16 protein-coding genes and 1 pseudogene are annotated in these 18,518 nt (G+C 71.4%); 4 read left to right on the top strand and 13 right to left on the bottom strand.

Annotated elements, in window-relative coordinates:
* Positions 1 to 14: 14 nt before the first annotated feature.
* The 6 genes from EDD90_RS48800 to bla form a co-directional block, all read right to left on the bottom strand.
* Positions 15 to 1,223, bottom strand: coding sequence for a cytochrome P450 (locus EDD90_RS48800; protein WP_123979436.1), 1,209 nt, complete (start codon positions 1,221 to 1,223; stop codon positions 15 to 17).
* Positions 1,220 to 1,846, bottom strand: coding sequence for an ATP/GTP-binding protein (locus EDD90_RS48805; RefSeq protein ID WP_398927932.1), 627 nt, complete (start codon positions 1,844 to 1,846; stop codon positions 1,220 to 1,222). The genes EDD90_RS48800 and EDD90_RS48805 overlap by 4 nt, the downstream gene beginning before the upstream one ends.
* The gene (locus tag EDD90_RS48810; protein ID WP_123979437.1) at positions 1,827 to 2,174 is read right to left on the bottom strand and encodes a DUF742 domain-containing protein; all 348 of its coding nucleotides are present in this window, start codon (positions 2,172 to 2,174) and stop codon (positions 1,827 to 1,829) included. The genes EDD90_RS48805 and EDD90_RS48810 overlap by 20 nt, the downstream gene beginning before the upstream one ends.
* Positions 2,171 to 2,578, bottom strand: a complete 408-nt coding sequence (locus EDD90_RS48815) for a roadblock/LC7 domain-containing protein (protein ID WP_123979438.1) — start codon at positions 2,576 to 2,578, stop codon at positions 2,171 to 2,173. The genes EDD90_RS48810 and EDD90_RS48815 overlap by 4 nt, the downstream gene beginning before the upstream one ends.
* The gene (locus EDD90_RS48820; RefSeq protein WP_123979439.1) at positions 2,575 to 4,167 is read right to left on the bottom strand and encodes a sensor histidine kinase KdpD; all 1,593 of its coding nucleotides are present in this window, start codon (positions 4,165 to 4,167) and stop codon (positions 2,575 to 2,577) included. Before EDD90_RS48820 ends, EDD90_RS48815 begins: the two co-directional genes overlap by 4 nt.
* Before the next feature lie 180 nt (positions 4,168 to 4,347).
* Positions 4,348 to 5,223, bottom strand: a complete 876-nt coding sequence (gene bla, locus EDD90_RS48825) for a class A beta-lactamase (RefSeq protein WP_123979440.1) — start codon at positions 5,221 to 5,223, stop codon at positions 4,348 to 4,350.
* Positions 5,224 to 5,453: 230 nt separating this feature from the next.
* On the opposite strand from bla, the gene EDD90_RS48830 reads away from it, so the two are divergent.
* Both EDD90_RS48830 and EDD90_RS48835 read left to right on the top strand, forming a co-directional pair.
* A complete protein-coding gene (locus tag EDD90_RS48830; protein ID WP_260328567.1) occupies positions 5,454 to 6,260 on the top strand; it encodes a hypothetical protein in 807 nt (268 codons plus the stop codon).
* A gap of 356 nt (positions 6,261 to 6,616) precedes the next feature.
* Positions 6,617 to 9,991: a pyruvate carboxylase gene (locus tag EDD90_RS48835; protein WP_123979441.1), complete on the top strand. Its 3,375-nt coding sequence runs from the start codon at positions 6,617 to 6,619 to the stop codon at positions 9,989 to 9,991.
* Between the two features lie 381 nt (positions 9,992 to 10,372).
* Here the strand turns inward: EDD90_RS48835 and EDD90_RS48840 are convergent, their stop codons facing one another.
* The 7 genes from EDD90_RS48840 to EDD90_RS48870 all read right to left on the bottom strand — a co-directional run bounded on the left by EDD90_RS48840 (position 10,373) and on the right by EDD90_RS48870 (position 16,467).
* Positions 10,373 to 11,350, bottom strand: a complete 978-nt coding sequence (locus tag EDD90_RS48840; RefSeq protein ID WP_123979442.1) for an SMP-30/gluconolactonase/LRE family protein — start codon at positions 11,348 to 11,350, stop codon at positions 10,373 to 10,375.
* A gap of 154 nt (positions 11,351 to 11,504) precedes the next feature.
* Complete coding sequence (locus EDD90_RS48845; RefSeq protein ID WP_123979443.1) at positions 11,505 to 11,966, bottom strand: hypothetical protein; 462 nt, start codon at positions 11,964 to 11,966, stop codon at positions 11,505 to 11,507.
* A 42-nt stretch (positions 11,967 to 12,008) separates the two neighbouring features.
* Positions 12,009 to 12,836, bottom strand: a complete 828-nt coding sequence (locus EDD90_RS48850; RefSeq protein WP_123979444.1) for a DUF4389 domain-containing protein — start codon at positions 12,834 to 12,836, stop codon at positions 12,009 to 12,011.
* An 87-nt stretch (positions 12,837 to 12,923) separates the two neighbouring features.
* The gene (locus EDD90_RS48855; protein ID WP_123979445.1) at positions 12,924 to 13,700 is read right to left on the bottom strand and encodes a polysaccharide lyase family 7 protein; all 777 of its coding nucleotides are present in this window, start codon (positions 13,698 to 13,700) and stop codon (positions 12,924 to 12,926) included.
* A gap of 124 nt (positions 13,701 to 13,824) precedes the next feature.
* Entirely contained in the window at positions 13,825 to 15,033 is a 1,209-nt protein-coding gene (locus tag EDD90_RS48860) for a carbohydrate-binding protein (protein ID WP_123979446.1), read from the bottom strand.
* A 111-nt stretch (positions 15,034 to 15,144) separates the two neighbouring features.
* The gene (locus tag EDD90_RS48865; protein WP_221305158.1) at positions 15,145 to 15,888 is read right to left on the bottom strand and encodes a YqjF family protein; all 744 of its coding nucleotides are present in this window, start codon (positions 15,886 to 15,888) and stop codon (positions 15,145 to 15,147) included.
* Positions 15,889 to 15,993: 105 nt separating this feature from the next.
* Positions 15,994 to 16,467 (bottom strand): hypothetical protein, encoded by a 474-nt coding sequence (locus tag EDD90_RS48870; RefSeq protein WP_123979448.1) that lies wholly within the window; start codon positions 16,465 to 16,467, stop codon positions 15,994 to 15,996.
* A 156-nt stretch (positions 16,468 to 16,623) separates the two neighbouring features.
* Here EDD90_RS48870 and EDD90_RS48875 point away from each other — a divergent pair.
* Positions 16,624 to 17,300: pseudogene (locus tag EDD90_RS48875) on the top strand (response regulator transcription factor).
* An 86-nt stretch (positions 17,301 to 17,386) separates the two neighbouring features.
* Positions 17,387 to 18,031 (top strand): cell wall metabolism sensor histidine kinase WalK, encoded by a 645-nt coding sequence (locus tag EDD90_RS48880; RefSeq protein WP_123979449.1) that lies wholly within the window; start codon positions 17,387 to 17,389, stop codon positions 18,029 to 18,031.
* Positions 18,032 to 18,518: the final 487 nt, after the last annotated feature.

Here is an 18,518-nt window from a genome sequence, read left to right on the forward strand (position 1 = left end):
TCTGTCGGTGCGGATCAGAGGGCGGGGACGGGGGTGAACCGGACGGGCAGCGCGGTCAGGCCGCGCAGCCACGGCGAGGGCCGACGGGTGAGGGAGTCGGCGGGCACCGCCAGGTCGATGTCCGGGAGCCGGTCGAGGACGACCTCGATCCCGGTCCGGGCGACCACCTCGGCGACCTCCTGGGCGGGGAACGGGCAGCGGTGCTCGCCGTGCCCGAAGGAGAAGTGCGCGTTGTTGCCGCCAGTCAGCGCGGAGGCGTCGGTGCGCACCTGCGGATCGGAGTTGGCGCCCTGCAGGCCGAGGATCAGCAGGTCACCGGCGCGGATCCGGCGGCCGCCCAGCTGGGTGTCGCGGGACGCCCAGCGGCCGGCGATGTTCTGGCTGGGGGTGTCCTCCCACAGCACCTCGTTCATCGCCTCGGCGACACTGTTGCGCCCGCCGAACAGGGAGGCGGCGAACCGGGAGTCGGTGAGCATCAGGCGCAGCGAGTTGCCGATCCAGTCGGCGGTCGGCTGGTGCCCGGCCGCCATCATGACCATCAGGTCGTTCATCATCTCTTCGTCGGTGAACCCGCTCTTGTCCTGGAGCATCCGCGACACCACGTCGTCGGCCGGGTCCGCCTTCCGGTCGGCCAGCAACTGGGCCATGGACGTGGCCAGATGGGTCTGCCCGGCGATCGCCCGCTCACGCCCGTCGATCATGTCGTTGAGGGCGGTGACCAGACCGGGGCCGTCCTCGTCGGAGAAGCCGTACAGGCGCGCCAGCACCCGCACCGGGAGCAGCATCGCGTACTGGCCGATCAGGTCGGCCTCGCCGGCGGTGCACAGCCCGTCGATCAGCTCGTCCGCGAACCGCTCGGCGTGGCCCCGCAGTTCGAAGGGGTCGATGGCCTCCAGGGCGTCGCTGATCATCCCCGCGCGCTCACGGTGCCGCTCCCCGACGGTGTACAGGATCGACGGCTGTTTGCGGCCGATCATCGGCAGCAGCGGCCAGTCGTCGGGGATCATGTCCCACTGGTTCCAGAGGTCCGAGTCCCGGCTGAACAGCACCGGGTCCCCGGTCACCTGGTGCAGCTCGCGGTAGCCGACGACCAGCCAGGCCGGCACGTCCCCGTCGAGCACGACGGGGGTGACGGCGCCGTGGTCGCGCCGCATCTCGCGGTACAGACGCGCCGGTTCGGTCTGGAACCGGGGGCCGCCGAGCGGCACGGCATCGGGGGTCACACGAACTCCTGTCGGGGCAGGTCCGCCGGTGCGGACGGGCCGGCGTACCGGTTCCTGACGTGCTGGACCAGGGTGATCAGCACCTGCTTGCCGGACTCCCTGGACCGGGCGTCGCAGTTCAGCAGCGGGACCTGCGGGTCCAGGTCGAGCGCGTGGCGGATGTCCTCGGGCGTGTGGACCGTACCGCCGAAGTCGTTGCAGGCCACGATGAAGGGCGTGCCGTACTTCTCCAGCCGGTCGATGGCGTACCAGGAGTCGTCGATCCGCCGGGTGTCGACGAGCACGACCGCCCCGAGGGTGCCGGAGAACAGCCGGTCCCACAGGAACCAGAACCGCTCCTGGCCCGGGGCCCCGAACAGGTACAGCACATTGCGGGCGTCCAGGGTGATCCGGCCGAAGTCGAAGGCGACGGTGGTCGCGGACTTGCCGCGCACCTCCCGGATGTCGTCGATATCCTCGCCGGCCTGGGTCATGGTCTCCTCGGTGTTGAGGGGACGTATCTCGCTGACGGAACGGACCAGGGTGGTCTTGCCGACGCCGAAACCGCCCACGACCACGATCTTGAAACCGTTGTCGGCGGTCGCACCCAACGGGGTGCGCGCGTCAGAGGTTGCGGAGTCCAACGAGCACCTGCTCCAGGATGTCGGGGTCGGTGATGGCCGGCCGGTGGGGATGGCGGGCGCTGACCCGGCCGGCCACCAGCAGGTCGCCCAGCAGGATCTTGGTGATGCTCACCGGCAGCCTCAGCTCCGCGGCGACCTCGACCACGGAGACCGGGAACTCGGCGAGGCGCAGGATCGCCGCGTGCTCCGACTGCATGCCGGTAGCCGGCTCGGACTCGGCGACGACCAGCGTGACCAGGTCGAAGGGGTTGTCCGGTCCGGCGCCGCTGCGGCCGCCGGTGATGGTGTACAGGCGGTCGGGAGCGTCGTCCCTTCCTGGCCGGCTCATGACGTCCGGGGCTGCGCGGTGAGGTGTTCGCCGAGCTGCTCGACCAGTTCGCTCATGTTGTGCCCGACCAGCCCGGGGTCCGCGTCCTCGCTGGTCACCACGGCCAGATGGGCACCCTCGCCGGCCTCCACGATGAACAGCACGCCGCCGTAGAACTCGGTCATCGCCGACCGAACGCCGCCGCTGCCGTCGCCGAACTCGACGGAGGCCCCGTGCGACAGCGACTGGATGCCGGCGGCGATCGCCGCGAGCTGGTCCGCCTGGTCGACGGAGAGCTCGGGCGTACGGCAGAGCTTCAGCCCGTCACGAGAGAGCACCAGGGCGTGTCGCGCGCCGGGGGTGCGCTCCAGAAGGCCTTCGATGAGCCAGGTCAGCTTGTCGTCGGCGGTGGTCCTGCCGGTCATGAAGTGGTGTCGCCTTCCGGGTACGCGTGCTGGTGGGAGGGGGCCTTGGGGTCGGACTCCGGGTGGGGCGCGGGGACCGGGTCGTGCGTGGGGGCGGGAGCGTAGCGGGCCGTCTCGTCGGCCGCGCCGGAGGTCCCGTGGGCCTCGGAACCGGCGTCGGAGTCGGGCCCGGCCGGGCGGACGGCCTGCCGGAAGCTGTTGAAGCGGGCGGCGCGGACCCGGGCGTCCTCGGCGGCCGGCGCCGGGCGCGGCTCGGCCGGCTGGTGCGCCGCCTTGCGCTCGGCCTCGGCGAGGGTCCGGCCGCGGCGCCGCCTGGGCAGTCCGGTGGGGCCGTCCGCGTCCTCGTCCTCGGTGGCGGCGTCGTCCGGCTCGGCGGACTCGTGCACGGGGTCGGCCTGGGCCGGCACCGGCTCGGGCGACGGTGTCCCGTTCGGGAGGGCGGGCTCTTCGGCGACCGGGCGGGCCAGCAGGTCCTGCGGGACCAGCATCAGCACCCCGGTGCCGCCGCGGGCCGACGGCCGGAACGACACCTTCAGACCGTGCTTGGCGGCCAGCCGGCCGACCACCGCGAGTCCGAGCCGGGTGCCGGTGAGACCGCCCAGTCCGGAGGTGTCACCCGCGACCGCCTGCTCGGCGCGGCGCAGCTGCACATCGCCCATCACCAGCCCGCTGTCCTCCACGGACACGATGACTCCGGACGGCACCTCCTCCACGTACACATGGACCTCGGCCGTCGGGGGCGAGAAGTTGGCCGCGTTGTCGAGGAGTTCGGCGAGCGCGTGCATGACGCCCTCGGCCGCGTGTCCGGCGACGGCGGCTTCGCTCACCGAGTGCACCCGCACCCGGCGGTAGCCGCTGATGCGTCCCATCGCACCGCGCAGGATGGACTCCATGCTGATCGGACGCGCCCAGCGGCGGCCGGAACGCGCCCCGGTCAGTACGGCGATGGAGTCGGCGAGCCGGCCCGCCTGCGCCGTGCGGTGGTCCAGGTGCAGCAGGTCGGCCAGCACGTCCTCGCCGGTGTGCCGCTCCTCCATGGCCCGCAGGTCGGCGAGGGTGGCGGTGGCCAGGGCCTGCATCCGGCCGGCCGCGTTGCTCGCGGCGGCGATCGCGGAGGCCCGCTCCCGGTTGGCCCGCTCCAGCCCGGCGGCGAGCCGGGTGTTCTCCTGCCGGTACCAGTCCAGTTCCTGACTGCTGTCCTGGTGGATCCGGGCCCGCTCCTGCTCGAAGGAGTCGGCGAACTCGCTGCGCTGCTGGGCCAGTTCGTCGATGAGCCGCTGCTGTTCCTGGCGGGCCTCCTCGGTCGTCCGGGCCTGCTGCTGAAGCAGCCGTCCGATGTCCTGACTCACCGTCTCCAGCCGACGCCGGGCGCCACGGGCGGCCCGACCGGCGTGGACGGCCCAGGTCACCGCCGCGCACAACAGGAGCGCGGCCGCACTGCCCCCCAGCGCGAGGGGCACACGGACCGAGTGCGGCGCGGCGGTCACTGCGGCGACGACCGCGAGGGCCGACACCACAGCGGTCAGCGCGATGGTCGGAGCGAGCCTACGGAGGGAGGGTCGATCGCCGGGATGCGTGGGCGCGGTCATCGGTCCGGTCTGGTCCTTGAAACGGGGAGGGATGAGGATCCGGTAAAGGAGGTGTGACGCTCGGTGCTGAACTGCGCGTCACTATACGAGAGTCCGTGATCGAAACAGAACGGTTCCGGTTCTCATTGCATGAAACCGACGCCAGGAAAGTGACTTGCTGTGTTCCGGCTGTGAACGATCTTATGCGCGGCCGTGCTTGAACGCGTCCGTCACCACCGCCGCGGCCTTCCTCGCCAGCGGTGAGTCGGCCTGGGCGGTGGCCTCGATGTGGGTGGAGAACACGGCGAGGACGACGGGGGCGCGGCCCGGAGGCCAGGCGATCGCGACGTCGTTGGCGGTGCCGTAGCCGCCTGTTCCGGTCTTGTCGCCGACCGTCCAGTCCCCGGGGAGCCCCGCGCGGATCCGTTCCCCTCCGGTGGTGTTGGCGCGCAGCCAGCCCGTGAGCCGCCGCCGGTCCGCGCCGTCCAGGGCGTCGCCGACGACCAGCCGCGCGTAACTCACGCCGACGGCCAGGGGAGTGGTGGTGTCCGTGACCCGCCCGGGCTCCGCCGAGTTCAGCTCCGGCTCCCACCGGTCCAGGCGCGTCACTTCGTCCCCGAGGGAACGGCACAGCCGCGTCACCGCCACCGGCCCGCCCAGTTGCTCCAGCAACAGGTTCGCCGCGGTGTTGTCGCTGTACTCGATCGCCGCCGCGCACAACTCTGCGACGGTCATTCCGGAGGCGAGATTCCCGGGTTTCCCGGTGACGGGCGCCCCGCCCGCCCGCTCGACATCACGCTCGTCGTAGTGGACGACCTCGGCGAGCACCTCCTCGCCGAGGTCGCGCAGGACGGCGGCCACCGCGAGCGTCTTGAACACCGAGCACATCGGGAAGAGCTCCCCGCAGCGGTACCGGATCCGGGCCCCGGAGCCGGTGTCCCAGGCGAACACCCCCAGCCGGGCCCGGTGTTCGCGCTCCAGCGCCTGGAACCGGCTCGCCGCCCGCGGTGCCGCCCGGGTGCCCAGCGCGGTACCGGCGGCCGCGGTCAGTACGACGCGGCGGGACGGCTTCTGCATGACCGCTCCTTTACCCGAGGCATCGGTGAGGGGGACGCACCGACGGCCTTGAGGGTTCACTCGTGGACGGGTGATAAACCCGACCTCGGAATTCGACCAGTAGTAGCTCCCGCATCGTCGCAAATGATCCAAACGTCTATACGATGCGCGTGGAACGGCATGCACGCGGAGAGCCTCTTCGGAGGCGCAGGTCCGAGCCGGGGGGCGGTGTCGAGGGGGCGATGCCTTTCATGAGGGGCAACGGAAGCTGGGGGACGGCCGCCGCACGAGCGGTCCGGTTCGTGCGGCGCACGCTGCGCGAGGAGTGGCAGAACATCGTGATGGAGCCGGTACGCCAGCTCGTACGCCGTGGCCTGTCCGGGATCGTGCTCGCGTTCGTGGCCGCGTTCGGCGTCATCTTCTTCCACGCGATCGCCCAGCACCCCTTCGGCAGAAGGATGGTGTGGCACCTCGGCGGTGTCACCGCCGACCTGCCCCTGTGGCTCTCCCTGCTGCGCACCCCGGTGTCGCTGTACGTCCCGGCGCTCGACCTGCCGGTCTGGGCCGGCATCACCCAGCTCTTCCTGGCCTTCGCGCTCGCGGAACTCGGCCTCGGCCGCGCCCGCACCCTCGCCATCGCCTATGTCACCACCCTCGCGGGCACCATGACCGCCCGGCTGATGGTCGCGCTGGGCCCCGGCTGGTGGGGCTTCGGCCTGCCCCCGGAGGTCGGCCGGGTCCTCGACACCGGACCGTCCGCCGCGGTGGTGGGCCTGTTCACCTATCTGGCGGTGGTCCGGCGCGCCCCCGTCGTCTTCACCCTGACCGGCGGCTCGATGGTGTGGGAGTCCATCGCCGTACCGAACCTCGCCGGCCGTGAGCACCTGATCGCCGTGGCCGCGGCGATCGTTCTGGGCCTGATGCACGGCCACCGACTGCCGCTCCCCGCCCGACTGGTGGAACGCCTCGGCACACCGCCGACACCGCCCTGGTCCGACCCGCCCGTGTACCGGCCCGGCCCGCCGCGCCACCCGGTGCCGTCCTTCCGGCTCCCCTGAGACCCCAACCCCTCCGGCTTCCCGGAAACCCCATATGTCACGCGTCCGACCCGCCGAACTGCTCAACGACGTCAATGTGATGGTTTTCGCACTTCAGCCTGTTCGGGCAACCCCTAGTGTTGCGGCGAGCTAGGGGGTGTCCGGCGGATCGGGCCGGCGGGAAGACGCGGTGCCCTGTGGCCGAAGGCCGGGGGCGTCGGCGAGTCACGACAACGCGGCTGGGGGTACCCCGGGTACCCCCTCTGGGGGAGGGCGTGCCGGATCCCGCGTCGCCGACATGATCCGCCGGACACCCCCAAGGACGGGCGCGGCTGACACCATGGTGTTTGTCGCCGGCAGGCTGAAGGGATCCAGGGATGTTCCGCAAGGTGCTGGTCGCCAACCGTGGAGAGATCGCCATCCGCGCGTTCCGCGCTGGCTATGAGCTGGGTGCGCGCACGGTCGCCGTCTTCCCCTACGAGGACCGCAACTCGCTGCACCGTCTGAAGGCCGACGAGGCCTACGAGATCGGGGAACCCGGGCACCCGGTGCGCGCCTACCTCTCCGTCGAGGAGATCGTGGGCGCCGCCCGCCGGGCCGGGGCCGACGCCGTCTACCCGGGCTACGGCTTCCTCTCCGAGAACCCGGAACTCGCCCGCGCCTGCGAGGAAGCGGGCATCACGTTCGTCGGCCCGAGCGCCCAGACGCTGGAGCTGACGGGCAACAAGGCCCGTGCGGTGGCCGCCGCCCGCGCCGCCGGTGTACCGGTCCTCGGTTCCTCCGCGCCCTCCAACGACATCGACGAACTGGTGCGCGCCGCCGAGGAGATCGGCTTCCCGGTGTTCGTGAAGGCCGTCGCCGGCGGCGGTGGCCGCGGTATGCGCCGGGTCGAGGACCCCGCCACGCTGCGCGAGTCCATCGAACAGGCCTCCCGCGAGGCAGCCTCCGCGTTCGGCGATCCGACCGTCTTCCTGGAGAAGGCCGTCGTCGACCCCCGCCACATCGAGGTGCAGATCCTCGCCGACGGCGAGGGCAACGTCATCCACCTCTTCGAGCGCGACTGCTCGCTGCAGCGCCGCCACCAGAAGGTCATCGAGCTGGCCCCCGCGCCCAACCTCGACCCCGGACTGCGCGACCGCATCTGCGCCGACGCGGTCCGCTTCGCCCGCGAGATCGGCTACCGCAACGCCGGCACCGTCGAGTTCCTCCTCGACCGCGACGGCAACCACGTCTTCATCGAGATGAACCCGCGCATCCAGGTCGAGCACACGGTCACCGAGGAGGTCACCGACGTCGACCTGGTCCAGGCCCAGATGCGCATCGCCTCCGGCGAGACCCTCGCCGACCTCGGGCTCTCCCAGGAGACGGTGAAGCTGCACGGCGCCGCCCTCCAGTGCCGTATCACCACCGAGGACCCCGCCAACGGCTTCCGCCCCGACACCGGCCGGATCAGCGCCTACCGCTCCCCGGGCGGCTCCGGCATCCGCCTGGACGGCGGAACCACCCACGCGGGTACGGAGATCAGCGCGCACTTCGACTCAATGCTGGTGAAGCTCACCTGCCGGGGCCGGGACTTCAAGGCCGCCATCGGCCGGGCCCGGCGTGCCGTCGCCGAGTTCCGCATCCGCGGTGTCGCCACCAACATCCCCTTCCTCCAGGCCGTCCTGGACGACCCGGACTTCCAGGCGGGCCGGGTCACCACCTCCTTCATCGAGCAGCGCCCGCACCTGCTCACCGCCCGCACCTCCGCCGACCGCGGCACCAAGCTGCTCACCTACCTGGCCGACGTCACCGTCAACAAGCCGCACGGCGAGCGTCCCCACCTCATCGAGTCCACCACCAAGCTGCCCGTGCTGCCCGCCGGCGAGCCCCCGGCCGGCTCGCGCCAGCGCCTGGTCGAACTCGGCCCGGAGGGCTTCGCCCGCCACCTGCGCGAGTCGCCGACCATCGGCATCACCGACACCACCTTCCGCGACGCCCACCAGTCGCTGCTCGCCACCCGCGTCCGCACCAAGGACCTCCTCGCCGTCGCCCCGGTCGTCGCCCGCACCCTGCCCGAACTGCTCTCCCTGGAGTGCTGGGGCGGCGCCACCTACGACGTCGCGCTCCGCTTCCTCGCCGAGGACCCCTGGGAGCGGCTCGCCGCCCTGCGCGAGGCCGTCCCCAACATCTGCCTCCAGATGCTGCTGCGCGGCCGCAACACCGTCGGCTACACCCCGTACCCGACCGAGGTGACCGACGCCTTCGTCCAGGAGGCCGCCGCCACCGGCATCGACATCTTCCGCATCTTCGACGCCCTCAACGACGTGGGCCAGATGCGCCCCGCCATCGACGCCGTACGCGAGACGGGCACCGCGATCGCCGAGGTCGCCCTCTGCTACACCGCGGACCTGTCCAACCCGAACGAGCAGCTCTACACCCTCGACTACTACCTGCGGCTCGCCGAGCAGATCGTCGAGGCCGGCGCGCACATCCTGGCCGTCAAGGACATGGCGGGCCTGCTGCGCGCCCCCGCCGCCGCCAAGCTGGTCTCGGCCCTGCGCCGTGAGTTCGACCTCCCCGTCCACCTGCACACCCACGACACCGCGGGCGGCCAGCTGGCCACCTACCTCGCCGCGATCCAGGCGGGCGCGGACGCGGTGGACGGCGCGGTCGCCTCCATGGCCGGTACGACCTCGCAGCCGTCCCTCTCGGCGATCGTCGCCGCGACCGACTACTCGGACCGTCCCACCGGGCTCGACCTGCGGGCGATCGAGGACCTGGAGCCGTACTGGGAGAGCGTCCGCAAGGTCTACGCCCCCTTCGAGGCGGGCCTCGCCTCCCCGACCGGCCGCGTCTACCACCACGAGATCCCCGGCGGCCAGCTCTCCAACCTGCGCACCCAGGCCGTCGCGCTCGGCCTCGGCGACCGCTTCGAGGACATCGAGGCGATGTACGAGGCCGCCGACCGGATCCTCGGCCGTCTGGTCAAGGTCACCCCGTCCTCCAAGGTGGTCGGCGACCTCGCCCTGCACCTGGTCGGCGCCGGGGTGAGCCCGGAGGACTTCGAGTCGACGCCCGACCGTTTCGATATCCCCGACTCGGTCATCGGCTTCCTGCGCGGCGAGCTGGGCACCCCGCCCGGCGGCTGGCCGGAGCCGTTCCGCACCAAGGCCCTCCAGGGCCGCGCCGCCGCCAAGCCGACGCCGGAACTGTCCACCGAAGACCGCGAGGGCCTGGCCAAGGAACCCCGTACGACCCTCAACCGGCTGCTGTTCCCGGCCCCGACCCGCGAGTTCGAGACGCATCGTCAGACCTACGGCGACACCAGCGTCCTGGACAGCAAGGACTTCTTCTACGGCCTGCGCCCGGGCAAGGAGTACTCCGTCGACCTGGAGCCCGGCGTCCGGCTGCTCATCGAGCTCCAGGCCGTCGGTGAGGCCGACGAGCGGGGCATGCGCACGGTGATGTCCTCGCTCAACGGCCAACTGCGGCCGATCCAGATCCGGGACCGGGCGGCGGCCTCCGACATCCCGGCCACCGAGAAGGCCGACCGCGCCAACCCCGGCCATGTCGCGGCCCCGTTCGCCGGAGTCGTCACCCTCGCGGTGACCGAGGGCACGGAGGTCGAGGCGGGCGCCACGGTCGCCACCATCGAGGCCATGAAGATGGAGGCCACCATCACCGCCCCGAAGGCCGGGCGGATCTCCCGGCTCGCCATCAACCGCATCCAGCAGGTGGAGGGCGGCGACCTCCTGGTCGAGATCGCCTGACCCGGAAAGCCCCCGAAGGGCCGGCCCGCTCCGCCGGCGCGGCTCTGCGATGCGGGCTGGTGCTGTGCCGGCGCGGCTCTGCGATGCGGGCTGGTGCTGTGCTGGTCCGGTCCTTCGGCGCGGGTGGTTGCCGTGCCGGCGCGGCTTTTCGACGTGGGCGGGTGTTGTCCCGGTCCGGTTACTCGACGCGGGCGGCTGTTGCGGGCGGCGCTCTGCCGACGGGGCGGTTGTGGTGGCCGGGGTCCTGTGCGCCTGCGGTTGTCGGGGTTGCCGTGGGCCGGTGTTCGCCTTTCGGCCGGTGCGGTCCGGTCGCCGTGTGTGGCACGCCGTTCCTTCGCCACGCGCGGGTGAGTCGGCCGGAACTCCCGCACCGGCTCCGGGCTACTGGCGGGCGAAGTAGGCGTCGAGGCGGCCCTTCAGCAGGTTGGGGTCGCGCTGGGTGAGGTAGGCGGCGTCGGCCACGAACAGGTCGCGGCCGCGTACCGCCAGCGAGGTCGGGTTGGACAGGCCGTCCTGCACGGTGAGGACGATGTCGCGGGTACCGTCCGGGCGGACCAGTGCGACCTCGTTGGACGTGCTCAGGGCGGCGAGGACGACGTCCGAGTGCCCGGGGAAGACGAAGTCGTCGACGCCGTCGAGGCCGGTCGCCCGGGTCGCGACCGCCCCCGCCGAGCCGTCGGCGCCGACCGGGATGCGCAGCAGCGTTCCCCGGTCGGTGTTGGTCACCCAGACCGCGTCCTTGTGGACCTTGATCCCGTTGGCGCCGAAGCCGTCGGCCGATCCCGGCAGCCCGGTGAGCGCGGCGCCCCTGGCCCAGGCCGTCGGCGCGCCGCCCGACTGCGGGACGCGCCAGACCGTACCCAGGGCCGAGTCGGCGACGTAGAGCACGCCGTGCCGTTCGTCCAGGGCCAGGCCGTTGGGCAGGCCGTCCGGCGGCAGTTGGGCGATCTGCTCGGGCGAGCCGCCGCCCGCCGGGATGCGCCAGACACCTGTCCTGTCGGTGCCGGTCGCGTAGTTGACGTACAGCGTGCCGTCCTGGGCGCGGGCCAGGCCGAGCGTGACGGCGCCGTTCACCAGTGCGGTGCGGGGGTGGTCCTCGGGGGGCAGGGTCGCCAGGACATGGACCCGGCGCTCGCGGGTGACCTTGACGACCTGCCGGGCGAACGCGAAGGAGACGTCGGCCGAGCCGCCCCGCTCGGCGACGACGCTGTCGGGCGTCTGCCCGCGCGTCAGATCGAAGTGGGCGCTGGCATGGGGATTCGAGACGAGCGGCCCGTCGCTCGCGGCCGGGGCCGCCGCGAGCAGACCGATCGCGACCACGGCCGGCGCGACGACGGCCGGGCGGGGGAATCGGGGCATGTGACCTCTTTCGACGGGAGTGCGAAACTCCGGCGTACCGGTCACACCAACATGACGCTTCCCGGGCCCGGCTCGGCGTCAGCCCCGGCCGGGACGTCGCCCGCCCGGCGCACGGCCCGGCCCCGCGTGCCGCCCGCCCGGGTGACGAACCCGCTCAGTTCCACAGCGGGACGGTCATGACCTGCGTGAATCCCGCCGGCCTCGCTCCGGAGTAGGTCATGGTCATCCGGGTGAAGTGCTGCACGCTCGGATGCTTCTTCCACACCGTCGGCTGGTCGAGCCGTACGGTCACCGGGTACTTGCGGAAGGTGCCCTTCGCGCAGTACGGCTTGCAGTCGTTCACCCAGTTGATGCCCTGGGCGACCGCGGTGTTGTCGTTCCACTGGGTCCAGTGCATGCCGGCGAGGACGCTGTTGCCGTCCCCGCACGCCAGGATGAAGTTGGTCGGCCGGAACCGCTGGTGCCAGAGGCAGTCGACGAGCACGGGATGCTGGACCCCCTGTGCCGCGGCCGGCGCGGCCGATGTCGGCGGAGTCGCCGATGCCGTCGTCATCGCCGTCGTGAGCAGCAGGCAAGCCCCGAGTCCGATCGCCGTTCCCACCACTGGTTTCCGCATGGTCGCTCCCGCCCGTACCGCCGTATGTGCTTCTCTACGACGCTACGACCGTCCCGCGAGATGTACCACTTGCGACTGATGTGCGAGGCCGGAGTCGTCGTAGCCGCCGTAGTCGGTGGTGCTGCGGTAGAGGACCTGGGTGACCAGGCCCAGCAACAGGAAGACCCAGACCAGGAGCTTCGCGGTGGAGTCCAGGAGCAGCGGCCGGGTCGCGGACCGGACCTCCCCGGCCTCTCCGGCCGCCTCGGCCTTGGTGGCCGGGTGGTCGCCCAGGAGCCCTTTGGGATAGGCGGGGGTCAGCATGCTGGCGTAGGCGCCGAACCGCAACCGGTAGCGGGCCACCGCCGCCGTCGCGCCGAAGACCGGCCCGGGCAGCCGCCCCAGCACGATCCCGATGATCCAGAAGATCCAGCTGATCGCGAACCAGCCGGTCGCCGCGAGGTTGGAGATGATCGCCGCCGGGATCATCAGGATCAGCCGGAACAGCACCGCGAGCCGGTTCAGTGTGGTGGGCCGCAGTTCGATCTGCACCGGATGGTCGGGAGCGGTCAGAGCGAAGGGCGGATAGCGGTCCACCAGGAGCATGGAACTCGCCGAGATCCGTGTCTCGTACGCCAGGTACTTGCCGAGGAACGAGGCGATCGGGTCGGGCAGCCGGCCCAGGAAGAGCGCCGCGAACCAGCCGGCAACCGTCACGAAGAACGCGGCGATGCCCAGCAGGAACAGCACGATGTACTGCGGGATCAGCAGCAGCCAGCGCAGCAGCACCGTCCAGCGACGTTGCGGCCCGGGCGCGGGGATGTCCAGCGCGGGCCGCCATTCGGCGCCGTCCGCCGTGACGGGAGGACGTGGTCCCCAGCTCTGAGTCATCGGTCCTCCCGTCGTCCGGCCGTGGCGCGGATGGCCCTTCCATCGTCCTGCGGAACGACAGCCCCCGCCAGGCCGGACCAGGCGAACTCAGCCGTGTGTGACAGTCAGTCCGTAGAAGGCGACCCGGGCGCCGTTCGTGGTGCTGTCGGAGGACGACTGGTTGTACGAGCCCGCCTTGAAGTACTGCTTGTACTGGTTGAAGGAGGACGGGATGGCGTAGTGCGTGGTACTGCCGTTGACGGTCAGGTCGATGGTGTTCCCGCCGGAGACGGCGATGGTGTAGCTCCAGGTCTTGCCCACCGGCACATGGCCCACGCTGTGCGTGGTCTGGCCGCCGTCCGGGGAGTTCTCGGTACCGAGCACGATGTCGCCGTTGGAGTGGTAGTACAGCTCCAGCAGCGGCTTGGTGGACGAGCCGCCGGTGCCGAGGTGGATCTGGCCCACGCACACGTTCTTGGTCACCGAGACCACCCGCAGCGTCGCGTTCATCCGGTGGCTGCCGCTGAGCGACCAGTTCGCGGCGCTGCCGTCCCGGTTCATCTCGCGCAGTTCGGAGCGGGCGTAGTTGGAGTTCGGGGTGGTGACGCCCTTCTCGGGTGCCCAGAAGGTCATCGCGCCGTCGCGGGTGTCGGTGTAGAAGTACGCGTCCTGGTAGCCGTTCGCGTCCTGCAGCCGGGACGAGGGGATGGTGGTCGGCGAGCCGGGGGAGCCGACCGGCTCCTGGAGCTGCCATATGGACAGGTCGAAGTTGCCGCCGGGCGCGACGTTCGGGTTCGCCGCGTTCGCGCTGCCGCCGAGCAGGACGGTCAGGGCGAGGGCCAGGCCCGCCGCGGTCGGCGCCGCGAGCAGCCGGGAACGGTTCACGTGGGGGGTCCTTTCGTCAGGGATGCGGCCGCAGCCTTGCTGTTCATGTCTGTGAACTGTGGCCGCATCCTTAACCGTCGATGACCCGCGAAGCTAAAGGTCCGGACCAATCACGTCAAGGGGTTCAGCAGGCGCCCTCGTCCGTCCAGGGGCCCCACTGCGAGGCGCCCGGCACCTCGTTCTGGGTCCACCACTTGGCCTTCCAGTTGTGGCCGCCGTACGAGGCCTCGTCGTCCTTCACGTACACCGCCGTCGAACTCCACGCGGTCTTGCAGGAGGTCGGGGTCGGCGTCGGGGTGGGTGTGGGGGTGGTGGTCGGCGGGGTGACCCCGGCGAACTTCACCGAGTACTTGGCGAAGTCCCAGGAGTTCTGGGCGACGCTGGAGCAAGTGCCGGATGTGCGGCCTCCGTTGTCGGCCGGGGTGCACTGGCGGTCGCGGTTGAGGGACCAGAAGGTGAAGCGGTCCATGTTGTGGCTCGTGGCGTAGTCGAGCACGGTCTGGAAGTCGGCCTGGGTGAAGTACTCGCCGGTGTCGCTGCGGCCGTTCATCCCGGAGAAGCCCTCGTGGGCGTAGGCGGTCGCCTGGTCCCAGCCGAAGGTGGACTGCAGGATCGAGTTGAAGTTGGTGAGCGCGCTGGTCTGCGAGGCCGCCCCGTTGAAGCCGCCGTCGAACGGCATGATGGAGAAGTTGTTCGGCGTGAACCCCTGCGACTTCGCCTCCAGCAGCATCTGCTTGCCGAACCAGCCGGTCCCGTCCGTCGTACCGGCAGTCGTCACCGACACGTACAGGCCGGGGTTGTTCTGCTGGAGGATCTTCGCGGCGCCGATCTCGTTCCTGATCGCCGCGGTGTTCTCGTACTCCGGCTCCTCCAGGTCGAAGTCGATCGCGTGCAGCCCGTACTTGGTGATGACCTGCTGGTAGGCCGCCGCCGTCGAGGCCGCGTCCGCGCAGGTCTGGCCCAGCTTGGTGCCGCCGTAGCCGCCGATCGAGACGGAGACGTCGCCGCCCTTGGCGCGGATGGTGTTGATGACGGACTGGACGGCGGTGTCGGAGGACACCGCCGTCGTACCGCCCCAAGTGGGGGAGCAGCCGCCGCCGTTGGGCGCGAGGACGAATGCCAGCTGGAAGGCCTTGAGGCCGGTGGCGTCCATGATGGCGGCCGCGCTCGGCGGGTCGTTGTCGAGCGGCATCAGATAGGGCGCGGCCGCGTACCAGCGGTTGCTCAGTGCGGTGGTCGCACCCGAGGCGTTGCCCGCGACGAGTGCGGTAGTGCCGGCGGCGGCGAGCGTGACGGCGGCCGCCGCGCCCAGACATGCGCGAAGAGGTCTCACTGCGTGCCTCCTGTGGGGGTGGGGAGTCGCCCCAGCTTCCGGAGGTGTCACGACCACGTCAATAGATTGGACTGGACCAAAGTGCACTTTGGACTAGACCATACGAGTTCTTTACCTGGAGTGGTGCAGCAGTGTCGGCACCCCGAACCGCACCCGCACGCCGGGGGACCAGAGCACGCTGACCGGCGGCCCCGCCGGAGCGGGCAGGCCTGTCGCCTCGATCAACTCGTCGTCCAGATCCAGCAGTTCGGCCCGGTGTAGCGGCCAGGGCGCATGCTCGTTCGGCAGGTGCGCGGTGCGGCCGAACCAGCTGACGTGCAGTCCCCAGCGCGCGGTCAGGAAGTGCTCCAGCGGCGAGGGTTCGGCGATCGGCGGCCCGGTCCGTACGACCACCCGGCTGGTGGCGGCCGTGCGCCGCCGTCGGCAGGTGTAGGTGATCACATCGCCCTCGTGGCGCAGCCGCATCGCGGACCAGAGGTACGGCAGCCGGACCCCGAGCCGGCCCGCCAGCACCGGGAGCAGCCGGGTCGCGTCCAAGGACATGAACACCACCCCGCGCCGGCCCTGCTCGTCCACCGAGTACAGCCGTACGTTCGTCTCGCAGAACGTGCCCAGATAGGGCAGCCCCGGCCCCGGCCCCAGACCGGTGCGCCGCAGCAGGAACGGAACGAGGCCGATGTACGTGACCCCGTCCAGCGTGTCCGGCCGGGTGCCGACCGGCAGCAGCCCCGCCACCCGTTCCGGCTCCACCGGCCAGTGCAGAAAGGTGAGTTCGTGCCATCCCTGCACCAGCGTCGGCCGCCGTACGGGCCGTGGGGTGGACGGGGTGATCGGTTCGGTCGCCACGGTCTCCATGGAACAGGGGCATAGCGCGCCAGTGCGAGATGGCGGGGGTGCGGGGGCGCACAGAGCGCTCGGCCGGTGGAGCCCGGCCGAGCGCCCACGGAGACGAGGCTCAGCTCATCGGGCCTGGGTGACTCCGCCGTCGCCCACGACGGCGGGGACGCCGTCCACGGGGGTGGCCCTGCCGGGTTCGACGTGCTTCGGCAGCTTGACGCCGGGCACCTCCACGAGCTCGGGGTCGTCCTGCGAACCGGCCGGCTTGATGTGGTGCGGGTGCACCCCGCCGACCGGGACGAGCGTGGTGCCGTCGCAGGTCACCGGGGTCAGTACGGTGCCCTTGCCGGGCTTGTGGGTGGTGGGCCTGCCCTCGCCGGTCACCGGGGTGAGCACGATGCCCTTGCCGGTCACGGGGGTGAGCCCGATGCCGACGCACGTGGGGTCGGGACCCTTGCCGGTCACCTGCTTGGTCGTGGTGTCGGTGCGGCCGGTCTTACCGTGACCGCCGGCGGCCGCCGAGGCGGCCCCGCCGGTGGCGACGAGTACGGCGACCGCGCCGGCGATCAGCATGCTGCGACGGCGTGATGCGTGCATGGGATCAGCTCCTTCATGGGTGGCGGAAACGGGGTGACCGGTCCCGCCCTCGAACGAGTACGGACACGACTCTTGCCGGTGTCCGCTGAAGGGCCGCTGAACGTCCTGAAGATCCCCTTCAGCCTCGGGTGCCGCCGGTGAGGCAAGGCGTACGCCATGCGCGTGCTGGTGATGGACGACGACGCCCGTCTCGTCGAGCTGCTCCAACAGGGCCTGCGGGCCGAGGGATTCGCCGTGGACACGGTGGGTGACGGCCTGGAAGGTCTGGCCCGGGCGGCGGCCGACACCTATGACGTGATCATTCTCGACGTCATGATGCCCGGTCTGAACGGCTACAAGGTCTGTGCCCGACTGCGGTCCGCCGGCGACAACACCCCGATCCTGATGCTGACGGCGAAGGACGGTGAGTACGACGAGGCGGAGGGGCTGGAGACCGGGGCCGACGACTATCTCACGAAGCCCTTCTCCTTCGTCGTCCTCATCGCCCGCCTGCACGCCCTGATGCGCAGGGCCCGTCCGGAGCGGCAGATCGTCCGGCACTTCGGGGACCTGGAGATCGACACCGGTGCCCGCCGCTGCCGCCGGGCGGGCACCGACATCGCCCTCACACCCCGGGAGTTCGACGTCCTGGCGCTGCTCGCGGCCACCCGGACATCGCCATCAGCAAGGCCGCCATGCTCGACAGGGTGTGGGACACCACGTACGAGGGCGGTCCGAACATCGTGGAGGTGAACATCAGTGCTCTACGCCGGAAGACCGACCGGCCGTTCGGCCGGGCCAGCATCGAAACCGTCCCCGGTGGGGCGTACCGGCTCCGCTCCGACGGGGCCTGAGGACCGTCGTCCGAGGCTGCGGCCACGGACGGTGCGCGCCAACTACGCGCCCCCTCACCACCCTGAAGGCCCGCCTCGAACTGGCCATGGCTCGTCCCCACAGCGCCGCATGGACGGCCGTCGGCCGGGAGGCCCTGCGCGACACCACGCAGCTCGAAGAGATCGTCGCCGATCTGCTGCTCCTCGCCCGCCTGGACGCCCGGCAACCGCTGAAACTGCAGCCGCTGTCCCTCACCGACCTCCTGCGGCAGACCGTCGCCGACCGTTATCCCCACCGGCCCGTCGTCCTCGTCACCGACGATCACCCCGACGACCACCCCGACGACCACCCCGACGAGGACGATGTCCTGGGCAGCCGCACCGCACTCGCCCGTCTCTTCACGAACCTCCTGGACAACGGTCTGCGCCATGCCCACGGCGGTGTGACGGTGGAGATACGGCGCTCCGGGCACAAGTTGACGGCCGAGGTCAGGGACGACGGCCCGGGCATCGAGGAAGCCGACCGCGAGCGCGTCTTCGACCGCTTCACCCGGCTGGACAACGCCCGGACCCGCACCGCGGGCGGCACCGGCCTCGGTCTCGCCATCGCCCGAGACATCGCCACCGCCCACGGCGGCACCCTCACCGCCCTGCCGCCCCGGGCCGGCGACCGGGGCGCCCGCATGGTCCTGACCCTGCCCTCGACGGCCTCCCTCACCCATTCACGTGAGGGACGGACAACGGGCCGCTGACCGAACCTGGTCCGCGAACGATCCCCCGCTTCCCTCCCGAGGTGAATCCGATGGTGCTGAACTACGCCCAGGCGCCCATCAGCAGAGTGACCGCGGCCAACGGCATCGAGTACGCGTACCGTGAGACCGGCGAGGGCGGGGTCCCGCTGGTGCTGCTGATCCACCTCAGGGGCAACCTCGACAACTGGGACCCGGCGCTGGTGGACGCCCTCGCCCGCGACCGGAGGGCCATCGCCTTCGACAACACCGGCGTCGGCGGCTCCGGCGGCACCACCCCCGCCACGGTGGCCCAGATGGCGCAGGACGCCATCGCCCTTCGTCGAGGCCCTCGGCCTGGAGCAGGTCGACGTCCTCGGTTTCTCGCTCGGCTCCTTCGTCGCCCAGGAGATCGCGCTCACCCGGCCCGCGCTCGTACGACGGCTGGCGCTCGCCTCGTCGGCACCCCACGGCGCGCCCGGCATGCACGGCTGCGCGCAGTGGGTCATCG

This window comes from Streptomyces sp. Ag109_O5-1 (assembly GCF_003814875.1).
GTDB classification, from domain to species: domain Bacteria; phylum Actinomycetota; class Actinomycetes; order Streptomycetales; family Streptomycetaceae; genus Streptomyces; species Streptomyces sasae.